Source organism: Caulobacter sp. P4_E5 (genome assembly GCF_056401555.1).
In genome coordinates this window covers 1-17,906 of the sequence record NZ_JBFUJD010000096.1, presented here as the reverse complement: position 1 = coordinate 17,906, position 17,906 = coordinate 1, and the positions used below count along the sequence as shown (strand labels likewise).

The following is a 17,906-nucleotide window of genomic DNA, read 5'->3' as shown; positions in this document are numbered from 1 at the left end:
CCCTCCGTCACGCCGCTGCGCGTCGCGCCACCTCCCCCGCATGCGGGGGAGGAGGAAAAGGCTGATGCGTATCCTCCTCACCAACGACGACGGCATCCACGCGCCGGGCCTTACGGCCCTGGAGAAGATCGCCCGCGCCCTCAGCGACGACGTCTGGATCTGCGCGCCGGAGTACGAGCAGTCGGGCGCCAGCCGGGCCCTGACCCTGTCGGACCCGATCCGGGTGCGGAAGCTGGACGAGCGCCGCTTCGCCGTCGAGGGCACGCCGACCGACTGCGTGATGATGGCCGTGCAGCAGCTGATCGACGGCCCCGCGCCGGACCTGGTGCTGTCGGGCGTCAACCGCGGCCAGAACCTCGCTGAGGATGTCACCTTGTCGGGCACCGTCGCCGGCGCCATCGAGGGCATGGCCCACGGTGTCCCGTCGATCGCCCTGTCGCAGGCCATGACCTATTTCCACGACGAGATCGTCGCCCACTGGGAGACGGCCGAGCACTTTGGCCCGGGCATCGTCCAGCGCCTGCTGGAGGTGGGCTGGCCGGCCGACGTGGTCATGAACGTCAACTTTCCGGCCTTGCCGCCGGAGCAGGTGTCCGAGGTCGAGGTCACCCGCCAGGGCTTCCGCGACGGCCTGCTGCGCAACATGGAAAAGCGCACCGACCTGCGCGGCCGAGACTATTACTGGATGGGCTTTTCGGCCAAGGCGTCGGAGCCGGTCGAAGGCACCGACCTGCGCGCGGTCTATGACGGGCGCATCTCAGTGACGCCGCTGCACATCGACCTGACGCACCACCAAAGCGTTCATGCGTTGAAGGGCGTGCTGGGCGGCGCGCCGCCCAAACTGAAGCCTTCCTCAAGCCCCTCCGGGGAGGCCGCATGAGCGGACGGACGACCAAGGCCGCCGAGAACGCCAAGGCCGACCTGCCGCGCCTGATGCAGGCTCTGCGCGACCAGGGGGTCACCGATCCCCAGGTGCAGAAGGCCATCGAGACCACGCCGCGCGACCTGTTCACGCCGGACCTGTTCAAGGACCGCTCGTGGGAGGATTCGGCCCTGCCGATCGCCTGCGGCCAGACCATCAGCCAGCCCTATATCGTCGGCCTGATGACCCAGGCCCTGACGATCGAGCCGCGCTGCCGCGTGCTGGAGATCGGCACCGGCTCGGGCTACCAGACCACCATCCTCAGCAAGGTCTCGCGCCTCGTTTATACGATCGAGCGCTATCGGACCCTGATGAAGGAGGCCGAGAGCCGCTTCCACAAGCTGGGCCTGACCAACGTCATCACCAAGTTCGGCGACGGCGGCGAAGGTTGGGCCGAACAAGCGCCGTTCGACCGCATTATGGTCACGGCTGCGGCCGAAGATGATCCGAAGAAGCTGCTTTCGCAGTTGAAGCCCAACGGCGTCCTGGTCGCGCCGGTGGGAAAGGGGCCTGTCCAGAGCCTCCGTCGCTACGCGGGCGACGGCAAGGGGGGCTTCCGAGTCGAGATCCTGTGCGACGTGCGCTTCGTGCCGCTGCTGGCCGGCGTCGCCAAGGATCAGTGAGGTTTGGAGGGCGCGGCTTTCGCGTTCTTCGGTGTTAAAGATTGATTCACCCTGGCGGAGCCTTGTGAAAGGCCCCGGCGGGAAAGGAGACGTTATGAGGCAGTTGTGGACGCAAGCGGCGGTGATCGCCCTGACGGCTGGAACGCTCTCCGCCTGCGCGACCGACACGCCGCAGTACGCGGCGCGTGAAGGTCAGGCGCCCGCGCCGCAAGGGCGGATGCCGACCCCGAACTTCCCGATCGTCCAGGCGCCGGCGGCTTCGGCGCCGCAAGCCGCCGCGCCGACCCAGAACACCGCCAACGAGAGTGACGCGGCCGCGGTCCTGCCGCCGCCTCAGCCGATCATCCAGAGCCAGTCCCAGGCCCCGGTGAGCCAGTCGGAGCTGCCGCCGCCCACGCCGACGCGGACCCCGCCGCCGCAACCCGTCCTGCGCCCGGTTCCGTCGAAGACCGTGGTCACCAACACCGTCACCGGTCCGGTGGTCGAGATGGCCGGCAAGCCGCAGGTGCATGTCGTCCAGTCCGGCGACGCTCTCGACGCCATCGCCCGCGGCATGGGCGTGACCCGCGCCGAGCTGGTCAAGCTCAACGACCTCGAGGCCCCGTACCGCCTGAAGCTGGGCCAGAAGATCAAGGGCCCGGCCCAGGATCAGAAGGCCTATGTGGTCCAGACCGGCGACACCATGTTCGCCATCGCCAAGCGCTTCAGCGTCACCCAGGCCGCCCTGGCCGAGGAGAACGACCTCAAGACTGGCGCGGCGATCAAGAAGGGCCAGAAGCTGCGCCTGCCGGACGGCTTCAAGGACAAGGGCCCGATCAAGACCACGACGGTGATCCCGGGCACGCCGGGTTCGCAGACCTCCACGGCCAGCGCCGAGCCCGCGCCCCTGCCGGCGACCACCCGTCCGGGCGCGTCGTCGCGTCCGGCCTCGCAGCCGGCCTATGAGCCGCCGACGCCGACCACGGTCAGCACCACCTCGCTCAGCGTCACCGGCTCGGTGGTCAGCGTCGCGGGGCCGCGCCAGGTCCACACGGTCAAGTCCGGCGACACCCTGACCTCGATCGCTCGCGACTTCGACATGAGCGTCAAGGAACTGGCCGACGCCAACGACATCTCCACCAGCAAGCCGCTGAGGTTGGGCGCGAAGATCAAGGGGCCGGCGACAACCTCCAAGGCCTATGTCGCCCAGAGCAGCGACACCCTGGCGGCGATCGGCAAGCGCTTCAACGTCAGCGTCAAGGCGCTGGCGGCCGAGAACGACCTGAAGACCAGCGCCACGATCAAGAAGGGCCAGAAGATCGTCCTGCCCGACGGCTACAAGGACAAGGGCCCGATCAAGACCACCACGACGGTGGCGCGTCCGGCGCCCGTTGAGCCCCCGAACACGTACGCCAAGGTCGAGGCCCCGGCCCCGCGGCCCTCGGCGCCGCCGATCGGCGCGTCGCCGGCGCCCACGCCGTCGAACCCGGTTCCGTACACGCCCAGCTATTCGCGTCCCAGTGCGCCGATCGCCGCCCAGCCGGCAGCCCCGCCGGCGTCGACGCGTCCGCTCATCGAGAGCAGCGCCGCCCCGACCGAGGCCGAGATCATCGCCTCGGGCAAGGGCAAGTTCGCCTGGCCGGTGCGCGGCGAGATCATCTCGGACTTCGGGGTGAAGGGCACGGGCCAGCGCAACGACGGCCTGGACATTCGCGCCGCCCAAGGCACGCCGGTGCTGTCGGCGGCCGACGGCAAGGTGGCCTATGCCGGCAACCAGGTCCCGAGCTTCGGCAACCTGGTCCTGGTCAAGCACGCAGACGGCTGGGTCACCGCCTACGCCCACCTGTCCAGCATCAACGTCAAGATGCAGCAGGACGTGCGCCAGGGCGAACAACTGGGCGCGGTGGGCGCCACCGGCGGCGCCAACGAATCCAAGCTGCACTTCGAGATGCGCTACGCGCCGACGGTCAAGGACAAGGCCAAGCCGGTCGATCCGGGCCTGGTCCTGCCGCGCTAAGGCTTCGACTTAGAAAACCGAACGGCCCGCTTCGAGAGAGGCGGGCCGGTTCGCTATCTACCGCCCCAGCGCCCCAGCCAGGGCCGTCGCTCTCGAGCCGGCCGCGTCCACAGGAAACTGGCGACCGGGCCCCACGCGGGGGACGTTCATCGCGAACGACTCGTCCTACGGTCGTGGCGGCGTCCGGGCGACGCCGTGTTGAGTGTGGAGTTGCGTATGGCGTCGCGCTTTGTCTTGCCGATGGTGGTGCTGGCCCTGGGCCTGGGGGCGTGCGGCGCCGAGCCAGCCAAAAACCCCGAAGGCGCGGCGGGCGCGATCTCAGCGTCGCCGGCCGGCGGCGGCTTTACGATCGAAAACAGCACCGTCATCCCGATCCGCGCCAAGGCGAGCGGCCGCGACTACGAGATCTTCGTCAAGACGCCGCCCGGCTACGGCAAGCCCGAGAACGTCGGCCGCCGGTATCCGGTGATCTACCTGACCGACGGACCCTACACCTTCCAAGTGGCGTCAGCGGTGTCGCGTCTGCCGTTCAGCCAGGAGCGCTTCAACGAGTTCATCGTGGTGGGCCTGTCGTGGGCCAAGGGCGATCCCCCAGCCGACAGCCGCCGACGCGACCTGACGCCGTGGCGCGATCCCGAGATCAACGGCGAGACCGGCGGCGGCCAGGCGCACTTCGAGTTCCTGAAGGGCGAGGTGCTGCCCCTGGTCGAGGGGCGCTATCGCATCGACCCGGCCGCTCGCACTCTGGCGGGACAGTCCTATGGTGGTCTGTTCGGCCTGTGGGTCGCGTTCAATGCGCCGGGGACGTTCCAGAACTACGTCCTGACCAGCCCGTCGATCTGGTTCGCCGGCCGGCGGATCCTCGCCGACGAGGCCGCCTATGCCAAGGGCCACAAGGACCTGAAGGCGACCCTCTACCTGGCCACCGGCTCGCGGGAGCATCCCGGGCCCGGCGGTTGCCCAGGCTGCGACAACGACATGATCGCGGACCAGGCGCGGCTGGCGGCGGCCCTGAAGGCGCGAAACTATCCGGGCCTGCGCCTGCGGACCGACATCGTCGAGGACGGCTTCCACGAGACCACGTTCCCGGTGGGCCTGATCCGTGGAATGCAGTGGCTGTATCTAAAATCCTGAGGCCGTTTTCCCGGGGTCAGAGCGTCCGGGTCATGAAGACGCTGTTCGGGTCGAGCTTGTAGCTCCCGAACGGCGCGCAGGGCGTGAAGCCGTTGCGGGCGTACATCTCGCGCGCCGGGACGAAGAAACCGCCGGCTCCCGTTTCCAGGCTCAGGCGCGCCAGGCCCAGGCCGATCGCGTGGGCGACCAGGTGGTCCAGCGTGGCCTGGCCCACGCCGCGACGGCGATAGCCGGCGGCGGTGTGCATGGACTTGATCTCGCCATGCGTGGCGTCCAGCCGCTTGACCGCGCCGACGCCGGCCAGGTCCTGGCCGTCCCACACGGCGAAGAAGTCGAGGCCGGCCTCGCGCATGGCGTCCAGCGGCATGACGTGGCAGCTCTCCTCGGGGGCGGTCGAGCGCATGGCCGCGAAGTGGGTGGCCAGCAGCGCCACGACCCGGGCGTCGTCGAAGTCGCCGGGAACGATGCGGAAGGCGGGGGCGGTGATGTCCATGGGCTCAGGTCGTCGTGCTGTTGATGACAGGATAGGTTAGCTCGGCAGCTTCACGCCCAGCTCGCCGGCCAGGTCGCGGACGAACTGCCAGGCCACCCGGCCCGAGCGTCCGCCGCGCTGTTGCGACCACTGCAGGGCCCGGCGCTCGAGGTCCGGCGCTCGCAGCCCGAACTGCTCGGCATAGGCGCGGATGGCGCTCAGATAGGTTTCCTGGTCCATCGGCGGGAAGCCGATCCACAGGCCGAACCGGTCGGAGACGCTCATCTCTTCTTCCGCGTTCTCGGCGGCGGCGATCGCGCCTTGGCGCTCGACATGATCACGCGGCATCAGGTGGCGGCGGTTCGAGGTGGCCACGAACAGCACGTTTTCCGGCGGGCCCGAGACGCCGCCTTCCAGCGCCGACTTCAGCGCCTTGGCCGCGGCCGCGCCATCCTCGAACGAGAGGTCGTCGCACAGCACCACGAAGCGTTCCGAACGCGTACGTAGCAGGTCGAACAGCGGCGGCAGGGCGGCGACCTCGTCGCGGTCGACCTCGATCAGCTTCAGGGCCGGGAATTCGTCGGCCAGGGTGACGAAGGCCGCCTTGGTCACCGAGCTCTTGCCGGTGCCGCGCACCCCCCACAGCAACACATGGTTGCTGGGCAAGCCCACGGCGAAGCGGCGCAGGTTCTCGACGAACCGGCCCTTCTGCCGCTCAATGCCGACCAGCAGGTCCAGCGACAGCGGATAGTCCGGGGCGGGGACGAAGGCGCCGTCCTTGGGCTCGTGCCGGAACAGGCGCGCGGCGCTGAAGTCGGGCGCGGCGGGCGGTGGCGGCGCCAGGCGCTCCAGGGCGTCGGCGATGCGCGTAAGCAGGGGGGCGAGCGGGGGCGTGGACGCGTCGGTCATGGCGCGTTCCATACCCTTGTGCGGTCGCATTGCAAAAGGGGAGGCGAACGCATAGCTTCCGCCGACTTGGCGCGACCCTATGTCAGGCGGCGCGCCTCACGGAATTTCTCGGAGTCCCTATGTCCAATATCAACGCTCAAATCCTGCAGCTGGCGCCCATCCTCCTGATGGTCGTGCTGTTCTACTTCATGCTGATCCGCCCGCAGCAGAAGCGCGCGAAAGACCACCAGGCGATGCTCGGCAACCTGAAGCGCAACGACACGGTGGTGCTGTCCAGCGGCGTCATCGGCAAGATCGTCCGCGTCGAGGACAAGGAAGTGGGCGTCGAGATCGCCCAGGGCGTCACCGTCAAGGTGATGAAAGGCATGATCACCGAGGTCCGCGCCAAGGGCGAACCGGCCGCGGCCAACGACGCCAAGAACTAAGGCGCACCCGAACCCCACGCGAGGCGTTCCACGCGACGTCGCCTGAAAGTCACTGATCCATGCTGACCCTCTCCCGCTGGAAGATCATCGCCGTCACCCTGTCGGTGATCTTCGGCATCCTGTTCTCCCTGCCCAACGTCATCCCGCAGAAGACGTTGGACGCCATGCCCGGCTGGCTGCCGCACCAGAAGCTGAACCTCGGCCTCGACCTGCAAGGCGGCTCGTATCTGCTGTACGAGGTGGACACCGACGCCCTGCACCGCGAGCGTCTGTCCAACCTTCTGGAAGACACGCGCACCCAGCTGCGCAACGAGCAGATCCCGTTCGGCGAACTGGCCCAGCAGGGCGAGGTGATCAGCGTCCGCATCGGCGACGCCGCCCGCTTCAATGACGCCGTGAACCTGCTGCGCAAGAATCTCGGCGCGCCGCTGGTCGGCGTGATCGGCGGCAAGGACGTCACGGTCGCCAGCAAGGACGACAACCGCATCGAGGTTCGCTTCGTGGCGGAAGCCGCCAAGGCCGACGAGGCCAAGGCTGTCGAGCAGTCGATCGAGACCATCCGTCGCCGGATCGACAGCCTGGGCACTAAGGAACCCTCGATCAACCGCCAAGGCACGAACCGGATCATGATCCAGGCGGCCGGCGAGAGCGATCCCGAGCGGCTGAAGGCCGTCATCGGCAAGACCGCCAAGCTGACCTTCCAGATGGTCGACGAGACGGTGACCCCCGAGGACATCCAGGCCGGCCGCATCCCGCCCGGCTCGGAAGTGCTGCCCGGCGACCGCTTCGCGCCGTTCTACGTCGTCAAGAAGCGGGCGGTGGTGTCGGGCGAGGAGCTGACCAACGCCTCCCAGACCTTCGACCAAAACGGCCAGCCGGCCGTCGCCTTCTCGTTCAACGGATCGGGCGCGCGCAAGTTCGGCGACGTCACTCTGCGCAACCACGGCAAGCGGTTCGCCATCGTCCTCGACAAGAAGGTGCTTTCGGCGCCGGTCATCAACGACCCGATCACGGGCGGTAGCGGCATCATCACCGGCAGCTTCACGGCCCAGAGCGCCAACGAGCTGTCGCTGCTGCTGCGGTCGGGCGCTCTGCCCGCGCCGCTGAACCCGGAAGACCAGCGCACCGTGACCGCCGAGCTCGGCGCCGACGCCGTCAAGGCCGGCTCGATCTCGCTGGCCATCGGCGCGGTCTCGATGTTCGTGTTCGTGATCCTGGCCTACGGCCTGTTCGGCGGCTTCGCGGCCATCGCCCTGGTGATCAACGTGCTGCTGATCGTCGGCATCATGTCGGTGACCCAGGCGACCCTGACCTTCCCGGGCATCGCCGGCCTGATCCTGACCCTGGCCGTGGCCGTCGACGCCAACGTGCTGATCTACGAGCGCATGCGCGACGAGGCCAATGCCGGGCGAACGCCCATGGCGGCGGCCGACCACGGCTACAAGCTGGCCCTGACCTCGATCCTGGACGCCAACATCACCAGCCTGATCTCGGGCCTGATCATGTTCAGCTTCGGCTCGGGCCCGGTGAAGGGCTTCGCCTGGACCCTGGTGATCGGCGTGTTCACGTCGCTGTTCACCGCCATCTTCATCACGCAAGTGCTCATCGGCTGGTGGTTCAAGACCACCAAGCCGAAGAAGCTGCCGATCGCATAGGAGACCCGACCATGCGTTGGCCCCTCATTCGCTACATTCCCCGTTCGACCCACTTCCGCTTCGTGCGCTGGGCCCCGGTCGCGGCCATCTTCTCGGCGGTCCTGATCGTCGCCTCGATCGGCTTGCTGGTCTTCCAGGGTCTGAACCTGGGCATCGACTTCAAGGGCGGCGTCGCCCTGGAAATCGCCATGCCACGTCCCGTGCCGCTGGCGCAGCTGCGTACGACGCTGGACCAGATCGGCGCCCATGACGGCCAGGTGCAGGGCTTCGGTTCGCCGAACTCGGCCATGGTCAAGTTCCTGCCGGCCAAGGGCGAGAACGTCAGCGCCGCGTCCAAGCACGTCGAAGCCGAGTTGGTGAAGCGCTTCCCCGACCTGAAGGTGACCAGCCGCTCGGAAGTCGGCGCCAAGGTGTCCGGCGAGCTGCTGCTGTCGGGCTTCAAGGCCCTGGCCGTGGCCCTGCTCCTGACCCTGGGCTACATCTGGTTCCGCTTCGGCCTGTCGTACGGCACGGGCGCGGTCGTGGCCGTGATCCACGACATCGTCCTGACCCTGGGTCTGCTGTCGTTCCGGCACATCGAGTTCTCGATGACCGAGATCGCGGCCCTGCTGACGGTCATCGGCTATTCGATGAACGAGAAGGTCATCACCTTCGACCGTCTGAAGGAAAACCTGCGCAAGTACCGCACCACGCCGCTGCGCGACGTCATCGACCTGTCGGAGAACGAGCGTCTGTCGCGGACGATCATCACCGGCACCACGGCCCTCTTGGCCCTGGGCGGGACGATGGCGTTCGGCGGCCCGGTCCTATATCCGCTGGTGTTCACGATGATCTTCGGGATCGTCATCGGCACCTATTCGTCGGTCTATATCGCTCTGCCCATGATCCTGATCTGGGGCGTCAAGCGTAACGACGAGGAAGCCACGCCGATCAAGCTCGGCGCGGCCTCGCGGCCCTGATGCGGCAACCGCCGTCCATCGACGCCTGGGGCGGCGGCGGCTTTCGGGTCTCCGGCGACTGGCGGCCCGGCTCGCTGCTGATCATCGACGATCAGCCGCGCGACTGGGCCGCGACCGCCCTGGCCGAGCTGACGCCGGAGTCGTTCGCCGAGGTGTTCGCGGCGACGGGGACGGTGGAGTTCGTCCTGCTCGGCACGGGCCTGGTCAACGCCCTGCCGCCGCGCTCCGTCCGCGACGCCTTGAAGGCCGCGGGCGTGGGTCTGGAGTTCATGAGCACCGAGGCGGCGGCCCGCACCTACAACGTCCTGGCCAGCGAAGGCCGGCGGCTGGCGGCGGCGCTGATCGCCGTTTGAGGCGGGATCGGGCTTCGGGCTCATGGCTCGAAGCCCTCGGGCGCGGGTTCGACTGAACAGAAGTGCTCGATCCAGCTCGTGAAGCTGTCGGCGGCGACGGTCACGCCGCCGTCGTCATGGTCCCAGAACCACACGGTCGAACGGTTCGCGCCGGGGCCGGCGTCGAAGCAGAACAGGTTGCCCCCACAATCGGCGGCGAAGGCGACCAGGTGGTCCGGCATGCCGCCGCCGCGCCAGTCTTCCGTCAGCCGGATGATCTCTTCGGGGGCGAAGAAGTCGGATACGTCCGCGAAAGGCGCCTCGGCGGCCAGGAGGCCGTCCAGCAGCGCGATCGATGGYCGGGGCAGGCCATGCGCCAGGACCGCCGTTCGATAGTCCCCTGGCAGGACGAAGCCGAACCGCGCCTCGACCGCGTCCAGGTCTGGGCCGGTGACCTTCTCTGGCGAGTAGTCCTCATGCGTCCACTTTTCGATGAATCGTTCGAGGGACAAGCGTCGCTCCAACTCTCAAGCCTGCGCCACCCGGGCAAGACGACACCGGTTCTCTCGACGCCGCAATAGTGCTCGAGACTCGTGGTCTTGCTTGGGTGACGACCGTGCCGGCCGAGACGTCGAAGACCGTTGTTACCCGGAGCTTTGCCGACTCTCCCGAACCGTCCTATGGTCGCGCCAACGCCATAAGGGATCCGAGGGGGAAACCGATGTCCGGACTGCTTTCCAATTTCCGCAACACAGTCATCGTCAGCTTCGTGCTGGCGCTGGTGATCATCGTCGGCTACGCGCACAGCCCGCACGGCCACGACGGCGCCTATTTCCAGGCCATCTTCCGCTGGCTGCACGTGATGTTCGGCATCCTGTGGATCGGGCTGCTGTACTATTTCAACTTCGTGCAGATCCGGGTGATGCCGCAGATCCCGGCCGAGCTGAAGCCGGCGGTCAGCAAGTACATCGCGCCGGAAGCTCTGTTCTGGTTCCGCTGGGCGGCCCTGGCCACCTGGGTCATGGGCGTGATCCTGGCCTTCAGCCGCGGCTATCTGCTGGAAGCCGCGACCCTGGGCCTGGCCGGCGGTTACACGCCCGGCGTCGACATGGGCTTCACCTTCATCGGCACCGGCATGTGGCTGGCCACGGTGATGTTCCTGAACGTCTGGGTCTTCATCTGGCCGAACCAGAAGATCGCCCTGGGCATGGTCGAGGCCGACGCCGACGCCAAGGCCAAGGCGGCCAAGACGGCGATGCTGTTCTCGCGCACCAACACGCTGCTCAGCCTGCCGATGCTGGCGACCATGGCGATGAACCAGACGCTGTTCGGCTGACGCCGGACACGACACGCTGTAAGGGGAGGGCCCGCCATCTCGGCGGGTCTTTTCTGTTTGAAGACCATGGCCGACACTGAAACCCTCGACGACCTCGTCCGCCGCGTCGATCCCGACCGCTGGCTGGTCAGCCGGTTCATCGGCGACCCGGCCGCGCGGGCCGACGTGATCGCGCTTTTCGCCATGAACTACGAGCTGGCCCGGGTGGCGGGCGGGGTCTCCAACGCCCTGATGGGCGAGATCCGCCTGACCTGGTGGCGCGAGGCCATGGAAGAGATCGCGGCCGGCAAGGCGCCGCGCAAGCATCCCAATGTCGAGGCCTTGGCGGGCTCGAAGATCGACCCCAACGCCCTGGCCGCGATGGCCGAGGCGCGCGTCGCCGATCTCGACGAGGGGCCGCTGAAGGACGAGGCGGCGGTGCTGGCCTATGTCGACGCCACCGCCGGCGCCCTGGCCGTGCTGGCCGCTCGGCGGCTGGATCCGAGCGCCGTTCCGCACGCCGTCAAGGGCGCGGCCCGGGCTTATGGGCTCTCGGGCCTGTGGCGGCTGAAACAGGCCGGCCGCTCGCGCCTGCCGGCGGACTGGACGCAAGCCGACGTGGCGCGGCGGGTCGAGGCCCAGCTGAAGGCGGCGCGGGGCGAGGCGAGGGGACTGCCCGTGGCGGCCTTCCCGGCCGTGGCGCCGGCGGCGCTGGCGCGCGCCTATGCGGCCGGGCGCGAGATGGGCGAGCTGGAGAAGAAGGCGCGGCTGACGTTCGCCGTGGCGACGGGGCGGCTCTAAGCGCCAACAACATCTGTCATCCCGGGCGAAGCGCAGCGAAGACCCGGGACCGCAACGAGCTCAGCGCTTCCGGCGGTCCCGGCTCGGCGCGCTTCGCGCTTGGCCGGGATGACAGTTTTTTATCGCATCATTTCCCCGGCCGCGTATTCCCCGTCCACTGGTCCAGCCAGTCCAGCACCTCCTTGTGCCACTGCACCGAGTTCTGGGCCTTCAGCACCCAGTGGTTCTCGTTGGGGAAGTACAGCAGCTTGCTGGGCACGCCCTTGCGCTGCAGGGCGGTGAAGGCCGACAGGCCCTGTTCGACCGGGATGCGGTAGTCCAGCTGGCCCTGCACGACCAACTGCGGCTTGGTCCATTTGCCGACGTGGTCGACCGGGTTGAACTTGTCGTACGTGGTGTTCGGCTGCCAGGGCGTGCCGCCGTTCTCCCATTCGGTGAACCACAGCTCCTCGGTGACATAGCCCATCGAGCGGGTGTCGAAGACGCCGTCGTGGTCGACCAGGCACTTCCAGGGCTGGTTCCACTCGCCGGCGATCCAGTTGATCATGTAGCCGCCGTACGAGGCGCCCAGGGCGCAGGCGCGGTCGCCGTCCAGGAAGGCGTACTTGCCCAGCGCGGCGGCCCAGCCCTTCTGCAGGTCCTCCAGCGGGCGATCACCCCAGTGCTGGCTGATCGCGTCGGTGAAGGCCTGGCCGTAGCCGGTCGAGCCATGGAAATCGACCATCACCACGGCATAGCCGGCATTGGCGTAGATCTGCGGGTTCCAGCGATAGCTCCAGCTGTTGCTGAACGAGCCCTGCGGGCCGCCGTGGATCAGGAAGGCGACCGGATACTTCTTGGCCGGGTCGAAATTGGCCGGCTTGACGACGAAACCGTGCACCTCCTCGTCGTTCCAGCCCTTGAACGCGAACTGCTGGGGCTCGCCCCAGGCGACGTCCTTCAGGGCTTCGCCGCTGACGCTGGCGACCTTGATGGGCGGGCCCTTGGAGGCGGTCACATAGAGCTCGGACGGGCTTTTCAGCGAGTCGGACGCATAGACGACGCCGGTCGGGCCGACGTCGAAGGCGGTGACGTGGCCTTCGCCAGTCAGGGCGGTGACCTTGCCGCTCTTCACGTCGATGGCGAACAGCTTGCCTTGGCCGACGTCCAGGGCGGTGGCGTAGATGGTCTTGCCGTCACGGCTCCAGGCGATCGAGTCGGCCGAGCGGTCCCAGGTCGGGGCCAGCTCGCGCTCCTGGCCGGTGGCCTGGTCGCGCAGGATGATGCCGAAGCGGTCGGCCTCGAAGCCCGGGCGCTTCATGGCGCGATAGGCGGCCAATTGGCCGTCGGGCGAGAAGACTGGGGCGGTGTCCCAGGCCTTGTTGGCGGCGGTCAGGTTCTGGAGCTTCTCGGACCCGTCCAGCGGCGCGGCCCAGACGTCGTAGTTGGTGGTCCAGGGCTCGTCCTTGCCAGCGACCTTGGCCGAGAAGGCGACGGCCTTGCTGTCGGGGGTGATCGCGAAGTCCTCGTCGCCGCCATAGGGCTTGGTCGGGGTGTCGCCGTCGAAGCCCTTCATCAGGTCGATCGGCTGACCGGCCGCCGCGCCGTTGGCGTCCAGCGCGTAGGCGAACAGGTGGTTCTTGGTCCCGTCGTTCCAGGTGTCCCAGTGGCGGACGAACAGGCGATCATAGACCACGCCGGTGGCCTTGGTCGCGGTCTTGGCCGCCAGCCTGGCCTCGGTGCAGGCGAAGTCGGCGCAGTCGGCGAACACGGCCAGGGCGACGACGATGGTCTTGCCGTCCGGAGCGACCTTGTAGGCCTGGACGTCGAACGGAGCCTTGGTCACCTGGGTCGCGGTCTCGCCGGTGACGTCGGTGCGGAACACCTGCTCGGTCCCGCCCGCGCGGCTGGACGAGAAGTAGATCGCCTTGCCGTCGGCGCTCCAGCGGCCGCTCGAGGCCCCGCCGTCCGAGATCTTCAGCCGGCGCGGCGCCATCCTGGCCTTCAGGTCGGCGACCCACAGCGACATCGTCGCCTTGTTGGCCGGATAGTCCAGGGTGCGCACGGAATACAGGACGTAGCGGCCGTCCGGCGAGACGCGCGGATCGCTGAGGCGGTCCAGGCTGGCCATGTCCTTGGCGGTGAAGGCGTGGGGCTTTTGTGGGGCGGTTTGCGGAGACGCCCGGACGCCTTGGGCATGGGCCGCGCCGGCCAGGGCCACGGTGAGGGCGACGGCGGAGGCGGCGAGGCGCAAACTCTTGATCATGAAACCCAATTTCCCGGAAACAGTTATCCCTTTGGCGGCGGAGCCTAGTCCCGCTTTGGGCTGCCGCCTAGGGGAACCGGGGACGAGATTCCCCAGCCCGGAACGTTGACCAGCGTTCTGTTTCCGTCTGTGCGCGTTCGTAATAAAAGTGAAATAAAGTCAGTCGCTTAGCCGGTAACAATCCGAAACAGGACTTGCTTTGCCGCGACGCAGCATCCTTCCTACATGCTTAAGTCGGGGCGATAGGACGGCCGTAGAGTCGTCCGTCCAACGATAAGGGTCTCTGGTGTCGGCTTCGGGTTATTTTCAGCACACGGTCRCAGGACCGGTGATCTTCGCGGGGATCGGCCTGCACACCGGCGAGCACGTGCGCGTCGCGGTGCGTCCGGCGGCCCCCGAGGCGGGGATCGTCTTCGTGCGGACCGACGTGCACGACCGTGACAATCGCGTCCCCGTCACCGCCGCGGCGGTGTGCCAGACGCAACTGGGCACGGTCATCAACAATGGCGACGACGTCCGCGTCTCGACCATCGAGCACCTGATGGCGGCCCTGGCGGCCCTGTCGATCGACAACTGCGTCGTCGAGCTGGACGGCCCGGAAGTGCCGATCATGGACGGCTCGTCCGAGCCGTTCGTCCAGATCCTGGACCGCGCCGGCCGCCGCAAGCAGGAAGCCGTCCGCCAGTACCTTGAGATCCTGGCCCCGATCACGGTGGAGGAGGGCGACAAGCGCGCCAGCCTGCTGCCGTCGGACCGTTTCGAGGTCGCCTTCGAGATCGCCTTCGATTGCAAGGTCATCGGCCGCCAGGCCGTGGACCTGACCGTCGACGAAGAATCGTTCCGCGCCGAACTGTCGGACTGCCGCACCTTCGGCTTCGTCCGCGACGTCGAGGCCCTGCGCGCCATCGGCCTGGCCCGCGGCGGTTCGATGGAAAACGCCGTGGTCATCGACGGCGACCGCGTGCTGAACCCGGAAGGCCTGCGCCGGCCGGACGAGTTCGTTCGCCACAAGGCGCTGGACGCGGTGGGCGACCTCTACGTGCTGGGCAAGCCGATTCTCGGCCGCTTCGAAGGCGTGCTGGCCGGTCACGGCCTCAATAACGCCGTGGTTAGAGCGTTGCTGGCCCAACCGCGCGCCTGGCGCCTTCGCGCCCTCGCGTCGGAACTGGCGGAAGCGGTTTAGATAGCACTCCGAGAGTCGGGGCTCGGCGTTCGCATTTGCGCCTTTGACGGCGTGGTGTAGAAGCCTTGCACGGCGCTGGGGCGCACGTTTGCTTCTAGGGTGAGAGACTCCGTGCTTCGCAATTTCTCGGGACGTTCGGCCGTCACTATCGCCGCTATACTCGTCGCCGTCTCGGTGGCGGGCTGCGCCGGCAAGTCCAAGAAGCCCTCCCTCGCCTATGAAGAGCGTCCCGTCGAACTGCTGTACTCCACCGGCGCCGATCGCCTGGACCGCGGCAACTGGAACGAGGCCGTCGACTATTTCCGCGAGGTCGAGCGCCAGCACCCCTATTCGGAATGGTCGCGCCGCTCGATCCTGATGACCGGCTACGCCCACTACATGGGCAATAACTACAACGAGGCCATCGGCGACGCCGACCGGTTCATCTCGCTGTATCCCGGTAATCCGTCGGCCCAGTACGCCTTCTATCTGAAGGCCATCTGCTACTTCGAGCAGATCGTCGACGTGAACCGCGACCAGGCCGCCACCGAGCAGGCCCTGGCCGCCCTGCGCGACGTCGTCCAGCGCTATCCGACCACGGAATACGCCCAGGACGCCCGCCTGAAGATCGACATGGTCAACGACCAGCTGGCCGGCAAGGAAATGGCCATCGGCCGCTATTATCTGAAGAACGGCCAGACCCTGGCCGCGATCGGCCGCTTCAAGGCGGTGATCGAGAAGCACCAGACCACCTCGCACACGCCCGAAGCCCTGTTCCGCCTGGTCGAGTCGTACATGACCCTGGGTCTGCTGGACGAGGCCAAGCGCAACGGCGCGGTGCTGGGCTACAACTTCCCGGGCGACCGCTGGTACGCCGACGCCTACAAGCTGCTCAACGACAACGGCCTCAAGCCCGCCGTCGAGCCCCTGAAGGCGGGCACCAAGCGCAACGCCCTGGATCGGATCCTGTCGAAAGACAAGTCCACCACCCTGGCGCCTCCCGGCGAGAAGAAGTCCAAGAAGGGCGGCCTGATGGGCGTCCTGGGCATGTAGTGACGAGGGATCGGACGCCAATATCGGACGTTGATCCCGTTTCGTTCTACCTTTGCGCTTTGAGAAAGCGTGATTCCCGGCGATCTTCCGCATCATGCTGATCGGCCTTTCCATCCGTGACGTCGTGCTCATCGAGAGCCTGGACCTGGCCATCGGCGAGGGCCTGACCGCGCTCACCGGCGAAACCGGCGCGGGCAAGTCGATCATCCTCGACGCCCTGGGCCTGGCCACCGGCGCGCGCGCCGACGCCGGGCTGGTGCGCCGAGGGGCGAGCGGCCACGCCTCGGCCACCGCCATCTTCGCCCTGCCGGCCGACCACCCCGCCTTCGCCTATCTCGACGAAAAGGGCCTGGACTACGGCCGCGACGAGGACCTCGTTTTGCGCCGCCAGCTGTCGCCCGACGGCCGCTCGCGCGCCTTTGTCAACGACCAGGCCACCAGCGTCGGGGTGCTGAAGGACCTGGGCGGCCTGCTGCTGGAGGTCCACGGCCAGCACGAGACCGTCGGCCTGCTGGATCCCAAGACCCACCGGGGCCTGCTGGACGCGTTCGGCAGCGTCTCGATCTCGGCCGTCGCCTCGGCCTGGAGCGGCTGGCGCGCTGCTCGCGAGAAGGCCGAGGGCCTGCGCGACCTGGCCGGCCGCGCCGCCGCCGAGACCGAGGAACTGACCCTGCGCCTGTCCGAGCTGGACCGGCTGGACCCCCGCGAAGGCGAGGAGACCAGCCTGGCCGAGGAACGGGCCCTGCTGAGTTCGGCCGAGAAGGCCATCATCGACATCGCCTCGGCACAGGACTGCCTGGGCGGAGACTTCTCCGGCAAGCTGGCCCAGGCCTATCGCGCCCTGGAGCGGGCCCGCGAACGCGCGCTTCAGGCCGGCGCCCCGGCCGATGGCGCGGCCATGAGCCGGCTGACCGCCGCCTGCGAGGCCGTCGACCGCGCTCTGGTCGAGGCGCAGGAAGCCAGCGCCGCCATCGACGCAGTCGCCGAATCCTTCGAGTTCGAGCCCGATCGCCTGGAAAAGGCCGAGGAACGGCTGTTCGCCCTGCGCGGCATGGCCCGCAAGCTCAACGTCCTGGTCGAGGACCTGCCGGCCAAGCGCGCCGAGTTCGCCGCCCGCCTGCAAGCCATCGAGACCTCCGAAGAGGCCCTGAAGGCGGCCGACCAAGAGGCCGCCGAGGCGCGCGAGGCCTATCTCTACGCCGCCGAGGCGCTGTCGGCCGAGCGCCGCGCGGCCGGTGACGCCCTGGCCAAGGCCGTCGAGGGCGAGCTGGCGCCGCTGAAGCTGGAAAAGGCCAGGTTCCGAGTCGCGGTCGAGACCCTGCCCGAGGATCGCGCCGGCCCGACCGGCCTGGACCGCGTGGCCTTCGAAATCTCGACCAACCCCGGCGCGCCGTTCGGCCCGATGGAGGCCATCGCCTCGGGCGGCGAGTTGGCCCGCTTCGCCCTGGCGCTCAAGGCCGCCCTGGCGGCGCGCGGCGGCGGTCCGCAGCCGCTGATGATCTTCGACGAGGTCGACCAGGGCGTCGGCGGGGCCGTGGCCGACGCGGTCGGCCTGCGCCTGAAGCGCCTGGCCGCCAATGCCCAGGTGCTGGTGGTCACCCACTCGGCCCAGGTGGCCGCGCGGGGTGACGCCCACTGGCGGATCTCCAAGTCCGGCGACGACACCTCGACCCGCACCAAGGTCGAGCCGCTGACCCCGGTCCAGCGCGAGGAAGAGATCGCCCGGATGCTGTCGGGCGCGGAGGTCACCGAGGCCGCGCGCGCGGCGGCGCGGGCATTGATGGTTTAGCTAGACCTTTTTTCAGTTTCCTCTCTCGTCATCCCGGCCGCAGCGAAGCGGAGAGCCGGGACCCAGGGGCCGCCGCAGTGCGCTTGGCCCCTGGGTCCCGGGTCGGCTTCGCCG

The 17,906-nt window shown here is 68.2% G+C and carries 17 protein-coding genes and 1 pseudogene; 13 read left to right on the top strand and 5 right to left on the bottom strand.

Annotated features, from left to right (window positions below):
• Window positions 1-64: 64 nt before the first annotated feature.
• The 4 genes from surE to AC1DSO_RS22040 all read left to right on the top strand — a co-directional run bounded on the left by surE (window position 65) and on the right by AC1DSO_RS22040 (window position 4,675).
• Window positions 65-880: a 5'/3'-nucleotidase SurE gene (surE, locus tag AC1DSO_RS22055; RefSeq protein ID WP_477070848.1), complete on the top strand. Its 816-nt coding sequence runs from the start codon at window positions 65-67 to the stop codon at window positions 878-880.
• The gene (locus AC1DSO_RS22050; protein WP_477070847.1) at window positions 877-1,545 is read left to right on the top strand and encodes a protein-L-isoaspartate(D-aspartate) O-methyltransferase; all 669 of its coding nucleotides are present in this window, start codon (window positions 877-879) and stop codon (window positions 1,543-1,545) included. The genes surE and AC1DSO_RS22050 overlap by 4 nt, the downstream gene beginning before the upstream one ends.
• 94 nt (window positions 1,546-1,639) lie before the next feature.
• Complete coding sequence (gene dipM / locus AC1DSO_RS22045; RefSeq protein WP_477070846.1) at window positions 1,640-3,541, top strand: cell division endopeptidase DipM; 1,902 nt, start codon at window positions 1,640-1,642, stop codon at window positions 3,539-3,541.
• 216 nt (window positions 3,542-3,757) lie between these two features.
• On the top strand, window positions 3,758-4,675 hold the full coding sequence (locus tag AC1DSO_RS22040) for an alpha/beta hydrolase (protein ID WP_477070845.1): 918 nt from the start codon (window positions 3,758-3,760) through the stop codon (window positions 4,673-4,675).
• A 16-nt stretch (window positions 4,676-4,691) separates the two neighbouring features.
• Here AC1DSO_RS22040 and AC1DSO_RS22035 read toward each other — a convergent pair whose 3' ends face one another.
• Both AC1DSO_RS22035 and AC1DSO_RS22030 read right to left on the bottom strand, forming a co-directional pair.
• Window positions 4,692-5,168, bottom strand: coding sequence for a GNAT family N-acetyltransferase (locus tag AC1DSO_RS22035; RefSeq protein ID WP_477070844.1), 477 nt, complete (start codon window positions 5,166-5,168; stop codon window positions 4,692-4,694).
• Between the two features lie 36 nt (window positions 5,169-5,204).
• Window positions 5,205-6,056 (bottom strand): ATP-binding protein, encoded by an 852-nt coding sequence (locus AC1DSO_RS22030; RefSeq protein WP_477070843.1) that lies wholly within the window; start codon window positions 6,054-6,056, stop codon window positions 5,205-5,207.
• Between the two features lie 119 nt (window positions 6,057-6,175).
• On the opposite strand from AC1DSO_RS22030, the gene yajC reads away from it, so the two are divergent.
• Genes yajC through AC1DSO_RS22010 form a run of 4 tightly spaced genes read left to right on the top strand, consistent with a single transcriptional unit; the run spans window position 6,176 to window position 9,448 of the window.
• Window positions 6,176-6,481: a preprotein translocase subunit YajC gene (yajC, locus tag AC1DSO_RS22025; RefSeq protein WP_477070842.1), complete on the top strand. Its 306-nt coding sequence runs from the start codon at window positions 6,176-6,178 to the stop codon at window positions 6,479-6,481.
• A gap of 59 nt (window positions 6,482-6,540) precedes the next feature.
• The gene (gene secD, locus AC1DSO_RS22020; protein WP_477070841.1) at window positions 6,541-8,136 is read left to right on the top strand and encodes a protein translocase subunit SecD; all 1,596 of its coding nucleotides are present in this window, start codon (window positions 6,541-6,543) and stop codon (window positions 8,134-8,136) included.
• Between the two features lie 11 nt (window positions 8,137-8,147).
• Window positions 8,148-9,095 carry a protein translocase subunit SecF gene (gene secF, locus AC1DSO_RS22015; protein WP_477070840.1) on the top strand — a complete coding sequence of 316 codons (948 nt, stop codon included), beginning with the start codon at window positions 8,148-8,150 and terminating at the stop codon, window positions 9,093-9,095.
• Window positions 9,095-9,448 carry an Mth938-like domain-containing protein gene (locus AC1DSO_RS22010; RefSeq protein WP_477070839.1) on the top strand — a complete coding sequence of 118 codons (354 nt, stop codon included), beginning with the start codon at window positions 9,095-9,097 and terminating at the stop codon, window positions 9,446-9,448. Before secF ends, AC1DSO_RS22010 begins: the two co-directional genes overlap by 1 nt.
• Before the next feature lie 20 nt (window positions 9,449-9,468).
• On the opposite strand, the gene AC1DSO_RS22005 is transcribed toward AC1DSO_RS22010, so the two are convergent.
• Complete coding sequence (locus AC1DSO_RS22005) at window positions 9,469-9,939, bottom strand: SMI1/KNR4 family protein (RefSeq protein ID WP_477070838.1); 471 nt, start codon at window positions 9,937-9,939, stop codon at window positions 9,469-9,471.
• Between the two features lie 209 nt (window positions 9,940-10,148).
• On the opposite strand from AC1DSO_RS22005, the gene AC1DSO_RS22000 reads away from it, so the two are divergent.
• Window positions 10,149-10,763: a urate hydroxylase PuuD gene (locus AC1DSO_RS22000; RefSeq protein WP_477070837.1), complete on the top strand. Its 615-nt coding sequence runs from the start codon at window positions 10,149-10,151 to the stop codon at window positions 10,761-10,763.
• A 66-nt stretch (window positions 10,764-10,829) separates the two neighbouring features.
• Complete coding sequence (locus AC1DSO_RS21995; RefSeq protein ID WP_477070836.1) at window positions 10,830-11,543, top strand: squalene/phytoene synthase family protein; 714 nt, start codon at window positions 10,830-10,832, stop codon at window positions 11,541-11,543.
• Window positions 11,544-11,670: 127 nt separating this feature from the next.
• Here the strand turns inward: AC1DSO_RS21995 and AC1DSO_RS21990 are convergent, their stop codons facing one another.
• Window positions 11,671-13,788 (bottom strand): S9 family peptidase, encoded by a 2,118-nt coding sequence (locus tag AC1DSO_RS21990; protein WP_477070835.1) that lies wholly within the window; start codon window positions 13,786-13,788, stop codon window positions 11,671-11,673.
• A gap of 286 nt (window positions 13,789-14,074) precedes the next feature.
• On the opposite strand from AC1DSO_RS21990, the gene lpxC reads away from it, so the two are divergent.
• The 3 genes from lpxC to recN all read left to right on the top strand — a co-directional run bounded on the left by lpxC (window position 14,075) and on the right by recN (window position 17,792).
• Window positions 14,075-14,971, top strand: coding sequence for a UDP-3-O-acyl-N-acetylglucosamine deacetylase (gene lpxC / locus AC1DSO_RS21985; RefSeq protein WP_477070834.1), 897 nt, complete (start codon window positions 14,075-14,077; stop codon window positions 14,969-14,971).
• Window positions 14,972-15,070: 99 nt separating this feature from the next.
• A complete protein-coding gene (locus AC1DSO_RS21980) occupies window positions 15,071-16,003 on the top strand; it encodes an outer membrane protein assembly factor BamD (protein ID WP_477070833.1) in 933 nt (310 codons plus the stop codon).
• 94 nt (window positions 16,004-16,097) lie between these two features.
• On the top strand, window positions 16,098-17,792 hold the full coding sequence (gene recN, locus AC1DSO_RS21975) for a DNA repair protein RecN (RefSeq protein ID WP_477070832.1): 1,695 nt from the start codon (window positions 16,098-16,100) through the stop codon (window positions 17,790-17,792).
• A gap of 17 nt (window positions 17,793-17,809) precedes the next feature.
• Here recN and AC1DSO_RS21970 read toward each other — a convergent pair.
• Window positions 17,810-17,906: pseudogene (locus AC1DSO_RS21970) on the bottom strand (hypothetical protein); the annotation flags it as partial.

What these genes read in the sequence shown, in the direction of transcription:
- surE (WP_477070848.1), top strand. Translation starts at nt 65, where the DNA reads ATGCGTATCCTCCTCACCAACGACGACGGCATCCACGCGCCGGGCCTT.
- AC1DSO_RS22050 (WP_477070847.1), top strand. Translation starts at nt 877, where the DNA reads ATGAGCGGACGGACGACCAAGGCCGCCGAGAACGCCAAGGCCGACCTG.
- dipM (WP_477070846.1), top strand. Translation starts at nt 1,640, where the DNA reads ATGAGGCAGTTGTGGACGCAAGCGGCGGTGATCGCCCTGACGGCTGGA.
- AC1DSO_RS22040 (WP_477070845.1), top strand. Translation starts at nt 3,758, where the DNA reads ATGGCGTCGCGCTTTGTCTTGCCGATGGTGGTGCTGGCCCTGGGCCTG.
- AC1DSO_RS22035 (WP_477070844.1), bottom strand. Translation starts at nt 5,168, where the DNA reads ATGGACATCACCGCCCCCGCCTTCCGCATCGTTCCCGGCGACTTCGAC.
- AC1DSO_RS22030 (WP_477070843.1), bottom strand. Translation starts at nt 6,056, where the DNA reads ATGACCGACGCGTCCACGCCCCCGCTCGCCCCCCTGCTTACGCGCATC.
- yajC (WP_477070842.1), top strand. Translation starts at nt 6,176, where the DNA reads ATGTCCAATATCAACGCTCAAATCCTGCAGCTGGCGCCCATCCTCCTG.
- secD (WP_477070841.1), top strand. Translation starts at nt 6,541, where the DNA reads ATGCTGACCCTCTCCCGCTGGAAGATCATCGCCGTCACCCTGTCGGTG.
- secF (WP_477070840.1), top strand. Translation starts at nt 8,148, where the DNA reads ATGCGTTGGCCCCTCATTCGCTACATTCCCCGTTCGACCCACTTCCGC.
- AC1DSO_RS22010 (WP_477070839.1), top strand. Translation starts at nt 9,095, where the DNA reads ATGCGGCAACCGCCGTCCATCGACGCCTGGGGCGGCGGCGGCTTTCGG.
- AC1DSO_RS22000 (WP_477070837.1), top strand. Translation starts at nt 10,149, where the DNA reads ATGTCCGGACTGCTTTCCAATTTCCGCAACACAGTCATCGTCAGCTTC.
- AC1DSO_RS21995 (WP_477070836.1), top strand. Translation starts at nt 10,830, where the DNA reads ATGGCCGACACTGAAACCCTCGACGACCTCGTCCGCCGCGTCGATCCC.
- AC1DSO_RS21990 (WP_477070835.1), bottom strand. Translation starts at nt 13,788, where the DNA reads ATGATCAAGAGTTTGCGCCTCGCCGCCTCCGCCGTCGCCCTCACCGTG.
- recN (WP_477070832.1), top strand. Translation starts at nt 16,098, where the DNA reads ATGCTGATCGGCCTTTCCATCCGTGACGTCGTGCTCATCGAGAGCCTG.